This is a genomic window from Vibrio sp. 2017_1457_13, from assembly GCF_030851525.1.
Classification (GTDB): domain Bacteria; phylum Pseudomonadota; class Gammaproteobacteria; order Enterobacterales; family Vibrionaceae; genus Vibrio; species Vibrio metschnikovii.
Genome location: NZ_VHTA01000008.1, coordinates 39,452 through 58,414, shown reverse-complemented (window position 1 = coordinate 58,414; position 18,963 = coordinate 39,452). Strand labels below are relative to the sequence as shown.

The window sequence follows — 18,963 nt, the reverse complement described above, 5'->3', positions numbered from 1 at the left end:
TGGGGTGTTGGCGACGGCTCACATAACTAGGCAGTTAATTTTCAGCTAAGCTCTCTTCTGGCGGTAACCGCAGGCCAACTTTAGTCACTTGCCAATCGACCACATCCGCGACTACCCACTGCAAACCGTACCATTCAAAATAGTCCCCCAATACAGGGCTGTTACCTAACTGCTCAGCAACCAGCTCTTTCAACGTCAGACTTGCCGATTGCTCACCTAAATCTAAACCGTACAACAAGGCGACATCGACCAACTTGGTATTAATGTCCAAGAAAAAATCACCAAAAAAGCGAGCTAACGAGGCTTTTTCTGGCGCTTCGCTAAACAATTGGCTTAAGGCTGGAAGATCCCTCTCTTGTCCTAACACACAAAGCGTATCTGCTTCTTGTAATGTTGTGCTCCCAGATGGGTGAAGCAGTTGTTGATCGCGAAACACTGCGACTATTCGAGTACCTTTAGGCATAAACAAGTTACGTAGCGGTTCACCGATACACCATTTATCTTCTTTGAGTTTATAGACAAACAGTTCCCATTGACTGGTAGGGAATACTTCAACTCCTGTACGATAGATAGGCTCAGGTTTAGGAGGCAGTTCAACCTTGGCTAAGCTCATGGCTTTAGTTAACGAACCACCCTGCACAATCAGCGACACCATAACCACGAAAAATGCGAGGTTAAAATACAGCTGAGCGTCTGGTAATCCGGCCATCATCGGAAATACCGCCAAAATAATCGGCACCGCACCGCGTAAGCCAACCCAAGAAACAAACCACTTTTCACGCGCAGTAAAACTTTTAAAGGGCAGTAAGCTTATCCATACCGAAAGTGGCCGCGCAAAGACAATCATCCCAAACGCTAAAGCCAAACCCGGCAGAGCAATATCAATCAAGTTGGTCGGTGTAACTAATAACCCTAAGACTAAGAACATCGCGATTTGCGCCAGCCAAGTCATACCATCCAAAACATTTAAAATCGATTGGCGGCTTCGGGTCGGACGATTACCAAGTAATAGACCAACCAAGTAAATCGACAAAATACCGCTGCCCCCTAGTGCATTCGATAGCGCAAAAATAATCAAGCCACCACTGACGGTTAAAATCGAATATAGCCCCTCTGGAAGTTGAGTATGATTAATCAACTTCCACAATAGCCAACCTCCGATCAAGCCCATCAACGCACCAACACCAAATTGCTGAACAAAACTCAGCGCTAAAAATCCAGCACTTAAATCTAGGCCTTGATTACCCAATACAGCAATCAGAGTCACAGTAAGAAATATCGCCATTGGATCGTTGGTGCCCGATTCAATCTCCAGTGTCGCCCCTACCCGTTCATTTAGGCTGCGACCTTTAAGTAACGAGAAAACGGCCGCCGCATCCGTAGAACCAACAATGGCACCGACTAAGATCCCTTGTAATAAACTCAGGTCAAAGAGCCACATGGCCATCAAGCCTGTCAGCATGGTGGTAATCGCCACCCCAAAAGTGGCTAAGGAGATCGACGGCCACAGAGCAACACGGAAGGTCGCCACCCGAGTGCGCATCCCACCATCGAGCAAAATGATCGCTAACGCTAAGTTACTGACTAAATACGCTAAAGGGTAATTATCAAAGACAATTCCCCCTAAACCATCTTCCCCAGCCAACATTCCGACCGCAAGAAAAACCAATAAAATCGGAATGCCTAATTTGGATGATACGGGACTGAGCAACACACTTAATGCAATCAGTAATGCTCCAATCATAAAAAAACTATTAATGGTAACTGCGTCCACGCATCCTCCTATCATCGATTAATGATATCGCCCTAAGCCATTGTCTCTGGGCTATATTGTGCACTATTTTATGTCACAATAGCGAAAATTTTATGTAAACAAATGACGATTTAGACAAAATAGATCCAGCAAAGACGCCTCACTGAGCGAATAGCGCTTATTATACCTTTGGCTAATCTCTTCGCTCTACTCACTAAAAAAACCGCTAAAAACAAAAATAAACCATTATAAATCAAGCAAATAAAACAGCCCCCATCACGACTAAAGTTGCACAGATCGCCAGCATAAAGCCTGCTAACCTTCAAGAGTAACAATAATTTAACATTACAGGGAAGAAGGGACACAACTATGGCTGATCATGACAACAACGCCGCTGCTTACTGGAGCGCTAACCTGCGCTACATAACAATTAGCCTGATCGTTTGGGCCTTAGTATCTTATGGATTTGCAATCTTGCTGCGCCCGATGCTCGCTGGCATTCATATTGGCGGGACGGATCTGGGCTTCTGGTTTGCACAACAAGGTTCAATTATTACCTTTATCGCGATCATTTTTATCTATGCATGGAAAATGAACAAGTTAGATAAAAAATTTGGTGTAGAGGAGTAATTTTCATGAGTCAATTTGCAATCAACTTACTGTTTGTTGGTGCCTCTTTTGCACTCTACATCGGTATCGCCATTTGGGCCCGCGCTGGGTCAACGAAAGAGTTTTACGTCGCCGGTGGTGGTGTTAATCCGATTACTAACGGTATGGCAACCGCCGCCGACTGGATGTCTGCTGCTTCATTTATCTCGATGGCGGGTTTGCTGGCTGCCGGTGGTTATGCCAACTCTTCTTTCTTAATGGGCTGGACGGGAGGGTATGTCCTTTTAGCCATGCTGTTAGCACCCTACCTACGTAAATTCGGTAAATTTACCGTGCCTGATTTTATCGGTGATCGCTTTTACAGCAAAGGCGCTCGTATCACGGCAGTTGTTTGTTTAATTATCATGTCCGTGACCTATGTTATCGGTCAAATGACCGGCGCAGGTGTCGCTTTCTCCCGCTTCCTAGAAGTCAGCTCTTCTACGGGGATCTGGATCGCTGCTGCTGTGGTATTTATTTACGCCGTATTCGGCGGTATGAAAGGCATTACTTACACCCAAGTTGCTCAATATGTAGTGTTAATTATTGCCTATACCATTCCTGCGGTTTTTATTTCATTACAGCTAACCAATAATCCGATTCCTATGTTCGGTATGTTTAGTACTCACACTGAATCAGGCCTACCACTGCTGGTGAAATTAAACGAAATTGTCAGTGAACTTGGCTTCCAAGATTACACCGCTGACGTCAGTAATAAACTGAATATGGTACTGTTTACCTTATCATTAATGATAGGTACGGCAGGCTTACCACACGTTATTATCCGTTTCTTCACGGTACCGAAAGTGGCGGATGCACGTTGGTCGGCTGGCTGGACCTTAGTGTTTATCGCCTTACTGTATTTAACTGCTCCAGCGGTTGCCTCTATGGCACGTTTAAACCTATTAACCACCCTTTATCCTGATGGTCCTAGTGCGCCTGCGCTTAATTACGCAGAACGTCCTGACTGGATTCAAACTTGGGAGCAAACTGGCTTAATTCGCTGGGATGATAAAAACAATGATGGCCGAATCCAAATGTACAACGACACTCCTGCTTTTGCTGAAAAAGCGGCAGAGCGCGGCTGGGCTGGCAATGAGTTAACGGTAAATAATGATATCTTAGTATTAGCCAACCCTGAGATTGCCAATTTACCAAGTTGGGTTATCGGCTTAATCGCCGCCGGTGGTATTGCCGCTGCATTATCAACCGCCGCAGGCTTGTTACTAGCCATCTCATCAGCCATTAGTCATGACTTAATCAAAAATATTATTAATCCACGCATCAGTGAAAAAGGAGAAATGTTAGCCGCTCGGATCTCCATGGCCGGTGCTATCTTGTTAGCGACCTATTTGGGGCTCAATCCGCCTGGGTTTGCTGCACAGGTGGTGGCCCTTGCTTTTGGCATTGCAGCGGCAACCTTATTCCCAGCATTGATGATGGGAATATTCTCTAAGCGTATTAACAGCGCTGGTGCCATTGCCGGTATGCTAACAGGTTTAATTGTGACTCTACTCTATATCTTTACTTATTTAGGTTGGTTCTTTATCCCGGGCACGAATATGCTGCCCAATACACCGGATAACTGGCTATTTGGCTCATTCGGTTATGGTATTTCACCGCTATCATTCGGTGCTGTGGGTGCCATGATTAACTTTACTGTTGCCTTTGCAGTATCCGCGGTTACTGCGCCACCACCAAAAGAAATCCAGGACTTGGTAGAAAGTGTTCGTTATCCAAAAGGCGCTGGTGTTGCGATTGACCATTAATCAATCGCAACCAAGGTGACCAGATTAACATCAACTCACCACTGTACACTCGGGCTTTCAACTGAAAGCCCGAATTTTTAGCAAGACACTATGTTTGAGTAGGATGACCGTATGTTTTGGGAATTAATTGCCACCTTTTCCGCTGGTTTAGGCGCCGCAGGCATCGCCTTGTTATTGAGAGCGATCACCCTGAAAAAACTACCTAATTGGATTATTCCGGTATTTGCCGGAGCTGGCATGTTGGGTTTTCAGGTTTACTCAGAATACACCTGGTTTAGCCATCAACGCAGTCTATTACCTGCTGGCGTTGAAGTGATACGCACAGCGCAAGAAAGTTCAGGCTGGCGACCTTGGAGTTATCTTTACCCACAAACACTGCGCTTTGTTGCCGCTGATATTAATAATGCCAGCGTTAATCAACGCTACTCTGCATTAGTTCTGGTTGACTTATATTTTTTTGAACGACGAATGCATGCCAGACGCGTACCTCAAGTCGTGGATTGTGAGGCCGGTGCCCGCGCAGATTTTAGCGAAGATTTACAGATCCCTGCGACAGAAGAAAACTTAACAGCCGGTTGGTACAAGCTAGCAGCCGATGATCGATTATTGCTTTTATTGTGTCAGCGAAACTAACCCAACGTTAAAAATAAGCTTAGTGATTATCAGCGTTTTGTTGTCTCGAGTAAGGCATGACTGGCTAACATTAAACGGTCCGTCGCTTTAAGTGCAATTCAGCCCAGCATTATGCTGGGCTGATTATTCATATCTTGATCGGCTTACCTGACGTTTCGGGTTTAACCAAGGTCAATTTATTAATTAAATAATTCAGTAGCACCCCATACATCGGAACAAATAGACCTAAGCTGATCAAGAGCTTCAAACCATAATCGACCAAAGCAATCTCAGTCCAATGCTCAGCCATGAACGGATCTGGACTTTGGTAAAAAGCAATTGCAAAAAAGGCTACTGTATCCAGTGCATTACCGAATAGGGTTGACGCGGTTGGCGCTACCCACCATTGTTTCATCTGTCTTAGGCGATTAAAGACATGCACATCTAAGATCTGCCCCAGCAAATAAGCCATAAAACTCGCTACCGCAATACGCGCAACAAACAAGTTAAATTCACTGAGTGGTGTGAAACCTTGGAACTGGCCTTCAAAGAAAATCACCGATAACAAATAGGAAACCGCAAGCGCAGGAAGCATCACCCAAAAGATGATTCTACGCGCTAAACCAGCACCAAAAATACGTACCGTTAAATCGGTGGCAAGGAAGATAAAAGGAAACGTAAACGCGCCCCACGTGGTGTGAAAACCAAACAGTGTGAACGGTAGTTGAACAAGGTAATTACTTGACGCAATAATCACCAAATGAAATAACACTAAATACACCAGCGCTTTGCGCAACTGAGCAGGAGTAAACGGACTCATATTGGACCTTTTTAGTTTGGTTTGGGGGCGAGGGAACCCAAAGGGAAGCCGCAGCTTCAGTTAATAATGTTACTTAATCGAACAACAATTGCTGAATTAAGGGCGGCGATTATACGCAAACAGGATAAGCTCGCAAGGGTTACTTATTAAGCAATCGTTATCTTCAATAAGAAATTTTTCTGTACACAGATTAGCCTATCGAGATAGCCACAGCTTTTACTTGAGCCGATCCGCTGGATCATGCTACTCTTCGCGTCCATTTTTCTGACCGAAATTGCCACTTTCTAAACGGCATTACACTGGGTCAGTGCTAGTCTTAAGATAAAACTAGCGTTAATTTACAATGATAAAATAGCGTTTCTCTCATCTTCCAACTCAAACGTGGAACCGAATAAATGGGCAAAGGTACTCTGTATATTGTCTCTGCACCTAGTGGCGCAGGAAAATCTAGCCTAATTGCAGGACTATTGGAACGAAACCCAACCTATGCGATGAAGGTTTCCGTCTCACATACCACTCGTGGAATGCGGCCTGGAGAGCAAGATGGCGTGCATTATCACTTTGTGCAAAAAGAACAATTTGAAGCACTGATTGAGCAAGGTGAATTCCTTGAATACGCCGAAGTGTTCGGTAATTACTACGGAACCTCGCGAGTCTGGATCGAAGATACGCTAGAGAAAGGCATTGATGTTTTCCTAGATATTGATTGGCAAGGCGCGCAACAAATTCGCCAGCAAATGCCTCACGCAAAAAGCGTATTTATTCTACCGCCCTCCAAAGAAGAGCTAGAGCGCCGGTTGAATACACGTGGACAAGACAGCGTAGCCGTGATTGCTAAACGTATGAGCGAAGCTCGCTCTGAGATCTCTCACTATTGTGAATACGACTATGTGATCGTCAATGACGACTTCGATGTCGCTTTGATGGACTTTAAAGCCATCTTACGCGCAGAAAGATTAAAGCAAGATAAACAAGCCGCTAAATATCAATCGATGATCGCGGCTTTATTGGCGGAATAACCCCGCTTTGTCCACCAACGAAAGTCGCCATCACTAACACGGCTGACTTGCGTTGGATGACGATGTAATTTGGGCATCGCCTGTCGCTAGTATCTGTTAGCGTTAGGCTGTATACTTTACAATCAACCCTATTTTAGTTAACTATTTGGAGTTCTCATGGCACGCGTAACTGTTCAAGACGCTGTTGAAAAAGTTGGCAACCGTTTCGACTTAGTTCTGATTGCGGCTCGCCGCGCTCGTCAAATTCAAACTGGCGGTAAAGACGCTCTAGTGCCGGAAGAGAACGATAAGACCACGGTTATCGCTCTACGCGAAATCGAAGAAGGTCTGATCACGAAAGATGTACTTGATAATCGTGAGCGTCAAGAGCAACAAGAGCAAGAAGCAGCAGAATTAGCCGCGGTAAGCAGCATCGTTCATAACCGCTAATTCTGTATCAGCAAGGATTCAACTGACGGGCCTGAAATTTGTATCTATTCGATAGCCTCAAAAGTGTTGTCCAAGAATATCTCACAGAGCCTCAAATAGAGGCTCTGCGCCAATCTTACCTAGTGGCAAGAGATGCTCATGAAGGGCAAACCCGCTCAAGCGGGGAACCGTATATTATCCACCCTGTTGCAGTGGCTCGAATCCTAGCAGAAATGCGTTTGGATTTAGAAACACTTCAAGCGGCCTTGCTGCACGATGTTATCGAAGATACCTCTGCCACTAAAGCACAACTGGAAGCCCAATTTGGGAGCGCTGTCGCCGAACTGGTCGATGGTGTGTCTAAACTGGATAAACTCAAGTTTCGCGATCGTAAAGAAGCCCAAGCGGAAAATTTTCGCAAAATGGTGCTAGCGATGGTGCAAGACATTCGAGTCATCTTGATCAAACTCTCTGACCGTACGCACAACATGCGTACGCTCGGTGCGTTGCGTCCCGATAAAAAACGGCGAATTGCCCGTGAAACATTAGAGATCTATGCCCCTCTCGCTCACCGCTTAGGTATCCATAATATTAAAACCGAGCTCGAAGAGCTCGGTTTTGAAGCCTTATATCCGAATCGCTTTCGGGTCCTCAAAGAAGTGGTCAAAGCGGCTCGTGGTAATCGCAAAGAGATGATTCAACGCATCCATAGTGAAATTGAAGATCGCTTACGAGAAGTCAATCTCTCAGCACGAGTGGTTGGCCGAGAGAAAAATCTTTATTCCATCTATAACAAGATGAAGACTAAAGAACAGCGCTTTCACACCATTATGGATATCTACGCCTTTCGAGTGATTGTCGATTCGGCCGATACCTGTTATCGCGTATTGGGCCAAGTCCATAGCCTGTATAAACCACGCCCAGGGCGAGTGAAAGATTACATCGCGGTCCCTAAAGCCAACGGCTATCAATCGTTACATACCTCCATGGTCGGCCCACATGGCGTCCCTGTCGAAGTGCAAATTCGCACCGAAGATATGGATCAAATGGCCGACAAAGGGGTTGCCGCTCATTGGTCTTATAAAGCTAATGGCGAACGAGGAGGCACCACGGCGCAAGTCAAAGCCCAGCGTTGGATGCAAAGTTTACTTGAGCTACAACAAAGCGCGGGTAACTCGTTTGAATTTATTGAAAACGTAAAATCGGATCTCTTCCCCGATGAAATCTACGTCTTTACTCCAAAAGGGCGCATCGTGGAACTGCCGATGGGCGCTACCGCGGTCGATTTTGCTTACGCGGTCCATACTGATGTGGGTAATACTTGCGTGGGTTCACGAGTCGATCGCAACCCTTACCCGCTGAGCAAACCACTTAAAAATGGTCAAACCGTTGAGATTATCAGTGCGCCCGGCGCAAGACCAAACGCCGCTTGGCTCAACTATGTGGTGACCTCTCGGGCGCGAACTAAAATTCGCCAAGTGCTGAAAACCATGCGCCGCGAAGAGTCCATCACCTTAGGTCGCCGACTGCTCAACCACGCCCTCGGTGAACGCTCACTGGCCGACATCAGCCCAGAAAATTTTGCCCATGTATTAAGTGAACTTAAAATCGCTAACGAGCAAGATTTACTCGCCGCGATTGGTTTGGGTGAACTAATGAGTATCGTCATCGCACGTCGCTTACTGGGCAATGCCGATGAGCTCAACGAAACAGAAAACCCTGACGGCTCGGCGAAGAAAAAATTGCCTATCCGCGGCGCAGAAGGCATTTTATTAACCTTCGCTAATTGCTGCCATCCAATCCCTGATGATTCGATTATTGCTCATGTTTCTCCGGGACGCGGCTTGGTTGTACACCGTGAAACCTGTCCAAATGTACGCGGCTACCAACGAGAGCCCGATAAATACATGGCGGTGGAATGGACCAAAGATTACGACCAAGACTTTATCGCTGAACTGACGGTGGATATGCATAATCGTCAAGGTGCGCTGGCCGATTTAACCAATGTTATTTCCAATACCGGTTCAAACATTCACGGCCTCTCTACCGAAGAGCGCGATGGCCGTTTGTATACCGTGACGGTACTGTTAAGCACCAAAGACCGAGTCCACTTAGCGGGGATCATGCGAAAAATCCGCGTGATGCCAAACGCCTTAAAAGTGCGGCGTAGAAAGTACTAACCCATTAACGCACAGAAAGCCCTGAATCAGGGCTTTTTTATTAGCAATAGACTGACTAAGAAAAGGTGTGCAGCACAACGCGAGCACATAAATAGATTTATGAATTTAGAACGTTATCAACGCATTCAAGATGTGCTTAAAGCCCGTCAAACCGATTTAACCGTCTGTTTGGAAGAAGTCCACAAACCGAATAATGTCTCTGCAGTGATCCGCACCGCCGATGCGGTTGGGTTACACCAAATTCATGCTGTATGGCCAAACGAACAAATGCGTACCTTAAGCCACACATCGGCAGGGGCGCGCAATTGGGTTGAAGTCCAGACTCACAACAGCACGCTAGAGGCCGTCAGTCACTTAAAAGAGACCGGCATGCAAATATTGGTGACCAATTTATCCGAGCACGCTATCGATTTTCGAGCGATTGATTATACCAAACCCACCGCCATCATTTTCGGCAGTGAAAAGTCAGGCATCTCGCCACAGGCCTTGCAATTAGCCGATCATGATATTGTTATTCCCATGGTGGGCATGGTCCAATCCTTGAATGTTTCGGTGGCTAGTGCGCTGATCTTATATGAAGCGCAGCGCCAGCGTCAGCAAGCCGGGATGTATGATCGCGAGCAAAGCGCCCTATCCCAAGCAACGATTCAACGTATTTTGTTTGAACGCGGTCATCCGGTTCTGGCTAAAGTCGCCAAACGTAAAGGATTGGCATACCCATTACTGGACGATCAAGGGCAGATCATCGCTGATAAAAAGTGGTGGGACGCGATGCAGCGCGCATAATTTAACTGTACAAATACACAGCTCAATGATTGAATAACACGTACCATTTCTGATTAACTGGTTGATATTATGTCGCAGCTTCTGTCCGCAATACCATTAACATCGCTATCGGGTGTCGGCGCTAAAGTCGCGGAAAAGCTTGTTAAAGTTGGCTTAAGCAATGTACAGGATTTGCTGTTTCATCTTCCACTGCGTTATGAAGACCGCTCACGCATCTATCCGATGGTCAAGCTACATCCAGGCTTATGGGCAGCAGTTCAAGGTAAAATAACCGCCACTGATACCCATTTTGGGCGGCGGAAAATGCTCACCGTAAAGATCAGTGATGGTAATGGATCTCTCACGCTACGTTTTTTCAATTTTACTGCAGCGATGAAAAATAGCTTTGCGATTGGTAAGGTGATTTATGCGTTTGGCGAGATCAAACCCGGAAATCACGGACTGGAGATCATCCATCCCGATTATCAGCTTTATACTCAGCCACAAGACACACAACCAGAAGAGGCAACCCTGACCCCTGTTTATCCAACCACGGAAGGCCTAAGGCAAAGCACACTGCGCAGCTTAACCGAACAAGCTCTTGCGCTACTCGATAAAGCCGCGGTACAAGAACTGATGCCTGATGGATTGTACGATAAACAGATCAGCCTCGCTCAAGCGCTGCATATTTTGCATCGCCCGCCTACTGATATCGACCTGAGCCAATTTGATGAAGGGCGTCATCCCGCTCAAGTTCGCCTGATCATCGAGGAGTTATTAGCGCAAAACCTCTCCATGCTCGCGGTGCGTAGCAAAGGTCAACAAGACGCGGCGCTGCCTCTCATCACTCAAGGCCAACTCAAAAAACAATTTCTTGCCCTGCTGCCGTTTCAACCAACTCAAGCACAAACACGAGTCGTAGAAGAGATTGAAACCGATCTTAGCCAAGCCCATCCAATGATGCGCCTAGTGCAAGGAGATGTCGGTTCCGGTAAAACGTTAGTCGCCGCTTTAGCCGCACTCAGAGCCATTGAACACGGTTATCAAGTGGCGCTGATGGCCCCAACCGAATTACTGGCCGAACAACATGCGGCAAACTTCGCCAACTGGTTTGCTCCGTTAGGAATTCAAGTCGCTTGGCTTGCCGGTAAACTAAAAGGCAAAGCTCGGCAAACTGAATTAACGCAGATTGCCAGTGGCACCGCGAAAATGGTCGTTGGCACCCACGCGCTTTTTCAAGAGCAGGTTGAGTTTGATCATCTTGCGTTAGTCATTATTGATGAACAGCATCGCTTTGGCGTACATCAACGTTTAGAGCTACGTGAAAAAGGCGTAAAACAAGGTGCTTATCCACACCAGTTAATTATGACTGCGACCCCGATCCCACGTACTCTTGCCATGACCGCCTATGCGGATTTAGAAACTTCAATTATTGATGAACTGCCTCCCGGACGAACGCCCATCCAAACCGTGGCGATTCCGGATACCAAGCGCAGTGATATCATCGAACGGGTTCGTCATGCTTGCCTGCATGAGCATAAACAAGCTTATTGGGTCTGTACTTTAATTGATGAATCTGAAGTGCTGGAGGCGCAAGCTGCGGCCGATACCGCTGAAGAACTACAGCGCCAGTTGACTGAACTTAAGATTGGCTTGGTCCATGGGCGCATGAAACCCGCGGAAAAACTGCAGGTGATGCAAGCCTTTAAAGACAATCAATTGCACCTGTTAGTGGCAACCACCGTCATTGAAGTCGGCGTCGATGTACCGAACGCTAGCTTGATGATCATTGAAAATCCAGAGCGATTAGGTTTAGCACAATTGCATCAATTGCGTGGCCGAGTCGGTCGAGGCTCTGTCGCCAGTCACTGTGTGCTGCTGTACCGTTCACCCTTATCGAAAACCGCGCAAAAACGTTTGGCTGTATTAAGGGAAAGCAACGATGGTTTTGTGATTGCTCAGCGCGATCTAGAAATTCGTGGTCCGGGTGAATTATTGGGCACGAAACAAACCGGATTAGCTGATTTCAAAATTGCCGATCTGGTCCGTGATCAACGCTTGATACCAGAAGTACAAAGAATGGCACGGCACATTCATGATCACTACCCCACTCATGCTGATGCGATTATTGAACGCTGGCTCGGTGAGCGCGAAGTCTACGCCAAAGCATAATATTCACCACATTCTCGTTTTCGTGTTACTTGAACGTACAATGATGTCTGTTACCTCTTATTGATACATTGAAAAGCAAACGTTTGCTTTTTCTGATTAAGGCTCTATAATCCTCGCCCAAAATCACCAAGATGACGATTTCTCTACTAGCACTGGACTATAGCAAGCAGAGAATCCGGCTTGGTCAACTCAGAGTTGAGCCTGATTAACAGCAATCACAGGCGATAAAAACTCAACGGTGACGGCCCATTCAGCGCACGTCATCGACTGTCATTTTAGGATACCATCATGAGTCACCAACACGATACGCGTCCCTCTGAATTGATCTATCAATTAAATGAGCGCCCGCCTTTGCCCCAAACTTTATTCGCCGCGATCCAGCATTTACTGGCGATGTTCGTTGCCGTCATCACACCGTCATTGATCATTTGCCAAGCGTTAGGGGTTCCGGCCGATCAAACCAATACCATTATTAGTATGTCGCTGTTTGCCTCTGGTCTTTCATCTTTTATTCAGATCCGAACCTTCGGGCCGATTGGCTCGGGACTGCTCTCGATTCAAGGCACCAGCTTTAACTTTCTGGGGCCAATCATTGGCGCGGGCCTCGCGCTGAAAGCGGGCGGAGCGGATATCGCCACTATGATGGCGGCGATTTTTGGTACCATTTTAGTCGCTTCTTTTGCTGAAATTTTACTATCACGTGTGCTGCAGTTTGCCCAGCGGATCATTACCCCTTTAGTTTCTGGTATCGTAGTAACGTTAATCGGTTTGACCTTAGTCCAAGTCGGCTTAGTCTCTATCGGAGGCGGCTACAGCGCACTGAGTGATGGTAGCTTTGGTAGCCTTGATAAACTCGCTTTAGCAGGCACCGTATTAGCGCTTATCGTGATCCTTAACCGAGCTCGCAATCCGTATATTCGCGTTGCCTCTATCGTCATCGCTATGCTGGTCGGTTATATCATGGCTTACTTACTCGGCATGGTCGATACCACACAGCGCCCTCAAAGCAGTCTCATCGCCCTGCCTATCCCAATGCAATATGGGCTAAGCTTTGATTGGTCTTTATTCATTCCATTAGTGTTGATTTTTTTGATCACGGCGTTAGAAGCGATTGGCGATATCACTGCGACCTCGGAAGTCTCAGGAGAACCGGTCAAAGGCCCAGTCTATATGAAGCGTATCAAAGGAGGCGTACTGGCTGATGGGATTAACTCCGCTCTCGCCGCACTGCTGAATAGTTTCCCTAACTCAACCTTTAGCCAAAATAATGGGGTGATATTATTAACTGGCGTTGCCAGCCGTTATGTCGGTTATTTCATCGCGGCGATGCTGATGTTACTTGGGCTATTTCCCGGTGTAGCAAGCTTTGTGCAGTTAATTCCAGAGCCGGTACTGGGTGGCGCAACGATTGTCATGTTCGGTACGATTGCCGCCGCTGGGGTACGAATCATTTCACGAGTTGAGCTTGATCGCCGAGCGATTTTAATCATGGCACTGTCTTTCTCGATGGGATTAGGCATTGCGCAAAAACCTGAAATTCTGCAATTTATGCCAGAAATCATCAAAAGTATTTTCTCTTCTGGTGTTGCCGCAGGTGGCATTACCGCGATTCTACTCAATCTCTTATTGCCGGAGCACTCGACTCGCCAAGAGTCAGAAACCACAGTCACAGAGCAACCATAAGCGAGTTCAAATAATTAAGCCGGTTGGCGATACGCTAACCGGCTTAATCCCTAACTGACGACTACCACGCTTACTTGGTTGGAAAACTGAGCTGAATTTTCAAACCACCTTCGCTACGATTATTCAATACTACCGCTCCATGGTGCTGACCAACGATACGTTTTACGATCGCCAACCCAAGGCCAGTACCTTCACTGCCTCGCGCAGTATCGCCTCGAATGAAGGGCTCAAAAACCTTTTGCACTTGGCTCGGATCAATCCCTGGACCATTGTCTTCAACACAGACCCAAGCCATACGTTTATCCGCCGTTACCCCAGTACTGATTTTCACCCAGCCATTGCCATAACGTAACGCGTTCACTACTAAGTTACTCACCGCCCGTTTAATGGCAATCGGATTACCAAATACCGGTTCAATCGACGCTTGAAAATCCGTTTCAATGTGCAGCTCATAACCACCTTCGGAACTGGCAATGTCTCCGCCAATCTCATTGAGATCGACGGCTTGGAAGGTTTGTTTATCGACCGGTTTTAAGTAGTCCATAAACTGGCTGATGATCTCGTTACACTCCTCGGTGTCGCTAATGATCCCTTCAGCGAGATAACTGTCTTGAGGAGACATCATTTCGGTTGCTAAGCGGATTCGCGTTAGTGGCGTTCGCAGATCATGACTGATTCCCGCCATCAGTAAAGCGCGATCTTCTTCCAGCGCTTGAATGCCTTGTGACATTTGATTAAATGCGCGAGTTACCGCGCGAATTTCACTGGCCCCACTCTCTACAATTGGCGGCGGGATCTCCCCTCGTCCTACTGCCAACGCGGCTCTTTCTAATGCAATCAAAGGACGATTTTGCAAACGAATGAATAACCATCCTCCGACCAAGATCAGTACGGCGACAAAAATACTGTTACGAAACAGGGGAGCAAAATCATCTTCCCGTAATTCAGTCAGCGGAATACGTAAGATTTGCTCAGGTAACTGTTCGATTTTCATCCATAAAATATAACTTTCTGCTCCAACGCCCATGCGTACTTCCGTCGGAGAGCCCAGTTCTTCGCTCATTTTATCACTCATCAAATCGATACTGATCGCGCGTTGAAACTCATCCGCCGCCGGACCATCATCACTAAAGATCTCAACCCCAAGCTTTTCCAACACCCGCAAACGTAGCGATCTGTCTAAATTAGGCTCAGCATCGGTAAAACTATCATCCAACATCAAACTGATTTCATGGCTGAGAATTTTATTGAACTGCTGCAAGCTTGGGATCAGCGCATAATTAATCAGCGCAAAATAGGAATACGCTTGACTGGCAACCAAGAGGGTAAAAAACAGCAGAATCGTTTGGGTAAATGAACTACGGATTCGCATAGTGCACCTAAGGTGTGAGAATAATGGAGGGATAAAACGATAACAGCCAGTGAACCTATTGAACACTGGCTGCAGACAATAATCTTAACTGGCGGCTTTACCATCAGGCACAAAGACGTAACCTAGGCCCCACACCGTTTGAATATAACGTGGTTTGCTTGGGTCAACTTCCAACATACGGCGCAAACGAGAAATTTGCACATCGATAGAACGCTCCATCGCTGAGTATTCTCGACCACGAGCCATATTCATTAATTTGTCACGTGACAAAGGCTCACGAGCATTGGTCACTAAAGCTTTTAATACCGCAAACTCACCAGAAGTCAGTGGCATCGCTTCATCACCACGAAACATTTCTCGCGTGCCCAGATTTAAACGAAACTCACCAAATTCGACAATCGTATCTTCAGCACTCGGCGCGCCGGGCGCTTCGATTACTTGGCGACGTAATACGGCTTTAATCCGCGCCAGCAGTTCACGAGGGTTAAAGGGTTTCGGCAAATAATCATCCGCCCCCACTTCTAAACCTACGATGCGATCAATCTCATCGCCTTTTGCCGTCAGCATTAAAATCGGAATAAGATTATTGGCATTTCTTAGGCGACGACAAATCGATAAGCCATCTTCGCCCGGCAGCATCAGATCGAGCACCATCAAATGGAAAGTTTCACGGGTTAACAGCCGATCCATTTGCTCGCTATTGGCAACGCTACGAACTTGGAAACCTTGTTCAGATAAGTAACGCTCGAGCAATGCACGCAAACGCGCATCATCATCAACCACTAAAATTTTATAGTTTTCTTGCATGTCCACTGATCCCACTAAAAAGAGATGACACCCGCACAGATGAGGGCAAACAAAATGTAACACTGTTGCACGGTGAGCAATTTAAAGAATTGTTAGCATTTATTACCTGTTTTCGACCGACTACTCATCATAACGGATAATCGAAGCCAAAAAAGCCCCTTATTTCAAGCTTTAACGCTTACGTATCGCTAGAAAAGATAAAATAAGGCATCGATTGATCAAGAAAGCCAACCATCACGGTTGGCTTAGACATTTATCTCTGCATGGTGCCAAGGACCGATAAAACGTTACAGCTCGCGTACCAACTTAGCAATCGCTGGCCAATCACCTTTATCCATCAGGTCTGTCGGCACCATCCAAGTGCCACCACAAGCCACGACCGATGGTAAATCCAAATAGTGCTGCACATTAGCCGCACTGATGCCCCCCGTTGGCATAAATTTGACCGGATAAACGGCGCTGAGCGCTTTGAGCATGGCGACGCCGCCAGAAGGCTCGGCAGGGAAAAACTTCAACGTGCGCAAACCAAGTTCCATCGCTTGCTCGACTAAGCTGGGGTTATTCACCCCTGGCACAATGGCGATGCCACGTTGCTGACAATATTTCACTGTGGTGGGATTGAGTCCTGGGCTGACAATGAAATCCGCTCCCGCTTGCTGAGCTTGATCGACTTGCGCCGTGGTTAGCACCGTCCCAGCGCCAATCAACATCTCAGGATACGCGTCGCGCATCAGACGAATAGCCTCTTGCGCTGCCTCTGTACGAAAAGTGATTTCCGCGCACGGCAGGCCATTTTCCATCAATACTTTGGCCAGCGGTAGCGCTTGCTGAGCATGGTTAATCGCAATCACAGGAACAATTTTTATCTGCGCCAAGCGCTGTTCAAGAGTCATCATACCTAAACCTTATAGAAGATAGCTGAGAGTGGCGACAATAATAAACGCAATACTACCCAGTAGCGTTTCCATTACCGTCCACGTTTTGAGCGTAGTTTTTTCATCCATTTCCAGCAAGCGAGAGACCAACCAGAAACCAGAATCATTAAAGTGAGACAGCACCGTCGCGCCACCAGCAATAGCAATCACGATAAAGCATAAGTCTAACTCTGACAAACCTGTGGTTTGCGCAACAATCGGTGCCATCAGCGCCGCCGTGGTGGTTAAGGCAACCGTGGCTGAGCCTTGCGCAACCCGTAAGCACGTCGAAATCACAAAAGCAGCGACAATCACTGGCATGCCAGTATGGGCTAATACATCGGCTAGGGCTTGGCCAATACCACTAGAACGTAATACGCCACCAAACATACCGCCTGCACCAGTGACTAAAATAACGGCACAGATCGGGGCTAACGCATCGGTACACAATTTTTCTAGCTTACTCATGCCATATTTACCAGCAAAGGTGAATAAACACACCAATAGCGTGATAAGTAACGCAATCGGCGTTTTTCCTAGCATGCGTAAAAATTCAATCCAAGGCTGCTGACCGTCCAGCACACCAGCCACCGCTAACGTATTTAACCCGGTATCCAAGAAGATCAACAATACAGGTAGAACCAAAATAAACAGTACGGTAGAAAATTTCGGTAAATCCGCTTTGTCTTTAAACATTACTTCGGCATTTAAAAAGGCTTTAGAGAGCGGTAAGTTAAATTTTTCACCGCAATAAAGACCAAACAAATACGAGCCAAGATACCAAGTCGGGATCGCCACCAGTAAACCCACCACTAACAGCAGACCAATATCAGCGCCAAGTAACTCAGCGGCAGCAACTGGGCCGGGATGCGGAGGAACAAACGCATGCATCACCGCAAACGCACCCGCCGCTGGCAAAGCGTATTTGAGTGTTGAACCGCCAAAGCGTTTCGCGACGCTAAACAAAATCGGCATCATGACGATTAAGCCGGCATCAAAAAAGATCGGAAAACCAAACAATAATGAGGCAACACCGAGGGCCAGAGGCGCACGCTGTTCTCCGAACCGACCGATTAGGGTATCAGCTAAGACTTTTGCCCCGCCCGTCACTTCTAAAATCTTACCAATCATGGCTCCTAAACCAACCAGTAAAGCAACAGAAGCGAGCGTGCCGCCGAATCCAGACATCATGCTCGGCACCACTTGATTGGCTGGAATGCCAGCGGCCAGTGCGGTGCCGAAACTGACTAACGTTAATGAAGCAAAAGCATGGACTTTTAACTTCATGATCAAAAACAGTAGAGCAACGATCGCCGCAAGGGCGAGCAACAACAGATAGGTAGGGCTATGTGCTATTTGGTCCATTTCGTTCACCTTTATCAAGAATGGGATGTTTGTGTTTCGGTTCACAAATCTATAAGTTACGGGTAACATGTTACCGATAACAAGATTAAGATAAAGCCAATTCGTTAGGCAAAGTTAAAAATTGGGATCTCGCTCAGATCTCGGACTAAGGAGTCGATATGACTGGTAAAAGCATTATTGTGATGGGTGTCAGTGGCTGTGGAAAAAGCACCATTGGGGCACGCATTGCTGAACGTCTGCAAGCAAAATTTATCGATGGTGATGATTTGCATCCTCGCGCCAACATTGAAAAAATGCGCCAAGGTCAGCCACTCAATGACCACGACCGCGCCCCTTGGTTAGAACGGATTCGTGACGCGGCTTTTAGCTTAGAAAATAAGAGTGAGCAAGGCATCATCGTCTGTTCGGCTCTGAAAAAAAGCTATCGCGATCAAATTCGCGATGGCAATCAACAGGTGACGTTTCTGTTTCTGGACGGTGATAAAGCACTGATTATAGAACGGATGCAAGCGCGGCAGGGTCACTTTATGAAAACCAGCATGCTCGATAGCCAATTTGCTACCTTAGAACGCCCCAGCGAAACAGAACACGATGTTCTCACCATCAGTATTGACGGTGACATTGAGGAAGTGGTCAATCAAGCGATCCTCGCCCTACAAGCTCGGGAGGAATAACC

At 46.8% G+C, this 18,963-nt stretch carries 16 protein-coding genes; 10 read left to right on the top strand and 6 right to left on the bottom strand.

Translation table 11 applies throughout. The annotated features are described in order from the left end of the window. Window positions 1–34: 34 nt before the first annotated feature. Entirely contained in the window at window positions 35–1,774 is a 1,740-nt protein-coding gene (locus FKN88_RS12425; RefSeq protein WP_158137463.1) for a potassium/proton antiporter, read from the bottom strand. Window positions 1,775–2,122: 348 nt separating this feature from the next. Here FKN88_RS12425 and FKN88_RS12420 point away from each other — a divergent pair, with 348 nt between their 5' ends. From FKN88_RS12420 to FKN88_RS12410, 3 genes are all read left to right on the top strand, one after another. Further along, entirely contained in the window at window positions 2,123–2,383 is a 261-nt protein-coding gene (locus tag FKN88_RS12420) for a DUF4212 domain-containing protein (RefSeq protein WP_154169935.1), read from the top strand. A gap of 5 nt (window positions 2,384–2,388) precedes the next feature. Further along, a complete protein-coding gene (locus tag FKN88_RS12415) occupies window positions 2,389–4,170 on the top strand; it encodes a sodium:solute symporter family protein (RefSeq protein WP_306687522.1) in 1,782 nt (593 codons plus the stop codon). Window positions 4,171–4,281: 111 nt separating this feature from the next. After that, window positions 4,282–4,803, top strand: coding sequence for a hypothetical protein (locus FKN88_RS12410; RefSeq protein WP_306687521.1), 522 nt, complete (start codon window positions 4,282–4,284; stop codon window positions 4,801–4,803). Window positions 4,804–4,930: 127 nt separating this feature from the next. On the opposite strand, the gene FKN88_RS12405 is transcribed toward FKN88_RS12410, so the two are convergent. After that, complete coding sequence (locus FKN88_RS12405) at window positions 4,931–5,602, bottom strand: 7-cyano-7-deazaguanine/7-aminomethyl-7-deazaguanine transporter (RefSeq protein ID WP_004394408.1); 672 nt, start codon at window positions 5,600–5,602, stop codon at window positions 4,931–4,933. Window positions 5,603–5,997: 395 nt separating this feature from the next. On the opposite strand from FKN88_RS12405, the gene gmk reads away from it, so the two are divergent. The 6 genes from gmk to FKN88_RS12375 all read left to right on the top strand — a co-directional run bounded on the left by gmk (window position 5,998) and on the right by FKN88_RS12375 (window position 13,829). Then, window positions 5,998–6,621, top strand: coding sequence for a guanylate kinase (gmk, locus tag FKN88_RS12400; protein ID WP_040903908.1), 624 nt, complete (start codon window positions 5,998–6,000; stop codon window positions 6,619–6,621). 156 nt (window positions 6,622–6,777) lie between these two features. Continuing rightward, window positions 6,778–7,050, top strand: a complete 273-nt coding sequence (gene rpoZ / locus FKN88_RS12395; protein ID WP_004394406.1) for a DNA-directed RNA polymerase subunit omega — start codon at window positions 6,778–6,780, stop codon at window positions 7,048–7,050. Between the two features lie 38 nt (window positions 7,051–7,088). Further along, entirely contained in the window at window positions 7,089–9,209 is a 2,121-nt protein-coding gene (gene spoT / locus FKN88_RS12390; protein ID WP_115152787.1) for a bifunctional GTP diphosphokinase/guanosine-3',5'-bis pyrophosphate 3'-pyrophosphohydrolase, read from the top strand. A 99-nt stretch (window positions 9,210–9,308) separates the two neighbouring features. After that, entirely contained in the window at window positions 9,309–9,995 is a 687-nt protein-coding gene (gene trmH, locus FKN88_RS12385) for a tRNA (guanosine(18)-2'-O)-methyltransferase TrmH (protein ID WP_154169929.1), read from the top strand. A 69-nt stretch (window positions 9,996–10,064) separates the two neighbouring features. Then, window positions 10,065–12,146, top strand: coding sequence for an ATP-dependent DNA helicase RecG (gene recG / locus FKN88_RS12380; RefSeq protein ID WP_154169927.1), 2,082 nt, complete (start codon window positions 10,065–10,067; stop codon window positions 12,144–12,146). Between the two features lie 288 nt (window positions 12,147–12,434). After that, window positions 12,435–13,829, top strand: a complete 1,395-nt coding sequence (locus FKN88_RS12375) for a uracil-xanthine permease family protein (RefSeq protein ID WP_004394402.1) — start codon at window positions 12,435–12,437, stop codon at window positions 13,827–13,829. Between the two features lie 70 nt (window positions 13,830–13,899). On the opposite strand, the gene envZ is transcribed toward FKN88_RS12375, so the two are convergent. From envZ to FKN88_RS12355, 4 genes are all read right to left on the bottom strand, one after another. After that, on the bottom strand, window positions 13,900–15,201 hold the full coding sequence (gene envZ / locus FKN88_RS12370; protein ID WP_154169925.1) for a two-component system sensor histidine kinase EnvZ: 1,302 nt from the start codon (window positions 15,199–15,201) through the stop codon (window positions 13,900–13,902). Window positions 15,202–15,285: 84 nt separating this feature from the next. Further along, on the bottom strand, window positions 15,286–16,008 hold the full coding sequence (gene ompR, locus FKN88_RS12365; RefSeq protein ID WP_072670575.1) for a two-component system response regulator OmpR: 723 nt from the start codon (window positions 16,006–16,008) through the stop codon (window positions 15,286–15,288). A 287-nt stretch (window positions 16,009–16,295) separates the two neighbouring features. Next, entirely contained in the window at window positions 16,296–16,901 is a 606-nt protein-coding gene (locus FKN88_RS12360) for a bifunctional 4-hydroxy-2-oxoglutarate aldolase/2-dehydro-3-deoxy-phosphogluconate aldolase (protein WP_170904288.1), read from the bottom strand. A 12-nt stretch (window positions 16,902–16,913) separates the two neighbouring features. Then, a complete protein-coding gene (locus tag FKN88_RS12355) occupies window positions 16,914–18,287 on the bottom strand; it encodes a GntP family permease (RefSeq protein ID WP_004394396.1) in 1,374 nt (457 codons plus the stop codon). Between the two features lie 158 nt (window positions 18,288–18,445). Between FKN88_RS12355 and FKN88_RS12350 the strand changes: the two genes are divergently transcribed. Next, complete coding sequence (locus tag FKN88_RS12350; RefSeq protein WP_004394395.1) at window positions 18,446–18,961, top strand: gluconokinase; 516 nt, start codon at window positions 18,446–18,448, stop codon at window positions 18,959–18,961. Window positions 18,962–18,963: the final 2 nt, after the last annotated feature.

Coding starts and splice junctions, on each gene's coding strand:
- FKN88_RS12420 (WP_154169935.1), top strand. CDS start 2,123: ATGGCTGATCATGACAACAACGCCGCTGCTTACTGGAGCGCTAACCTG.
- FKN88_RS12415 (WP_306687522.1), top strand. CDS start 2,389: ATGAGTCAATTTGCAATCAACTTACTGTTTGTTGGTGCCTCTTTTGCA.
- FKN88_RS12410 (WP_306687521.1), top strand. CDS start 4,282: ATGTTTTGGGAATTAATTGCCACCTTTTCCGCTGGTTTAGGCGCCGCA.
- FKN88_RS12405 (WP_004394408.1), bottom strand. CDS start 5,602: ATGAGTCCGTTTACTCCTGCTCAGTTGCGCAAAGCGCTGGTGTATTTA.
- gmk (WP_040903908.1), top strand. CDS start 5,998: ATGGGCAAAGGTACTCTGTATATTGTCTCTGCACCTAGTGGCGCAGGA.
- rpoZ (WP_004394406.1), top strand. CDS start 6,778: ATGGCACGCGTAACTGTTCAAGACGCTGTTGAAAAAGTTGGCAACCGT.
- trmH (WP_154169929.1), top strand. CDS start 9,309: ATGAATTTAGAACGTTATCAACGCATTCAAGATGTGCTTAAAGCCCGT.
- recG (WP_154169927.1), top strand. CDS start 10,065: ATGTCGCAGCTTCTGTCCGCAATACCATTAACATCGCTATCGGGTGTC.
- FKN88_RS12375 (WP_004394402.1), top strand. CDS start 12,435: ATGAGTCACCAACACGATACGCGTCCCTCTGAATTGATCTATCAATTA.
- envZ (WP_154169925.1), bottom strand. CDS start 15,201: ATGCGAATCCGTAGTTCATTTACCCAAACGATTCTGCTGTTTTTTACC.
- ompR (WP_072670575.1), bottom strand. CDS start 16,008: ATGCAAGAAAACTATAAAATTTTAGTGGTTGATGATGATGCGCGTTTG.
- FKN88_RS12360 (WP_170904288.1), bottom strand. CDS start 16,901: ATGACTCTTGAACAGCGCTTGGCGCAGATAAAAATTGTTCCTGTGATT.
- FKN88_RS12355 (WP_004394396.1), bottom strand. CDS start 18,287: ATGGACCAAATAGCACATAGCCCTACCTATCTGTTGTTGCTCGCCCTT.
- FKN88_RS12350 (WP_004394395.1), top strand. CDS start 18,446: ATGACTGGTAAAAGCATTATTGTGATGGGTGTCAGTGGCTGTGGAAAA.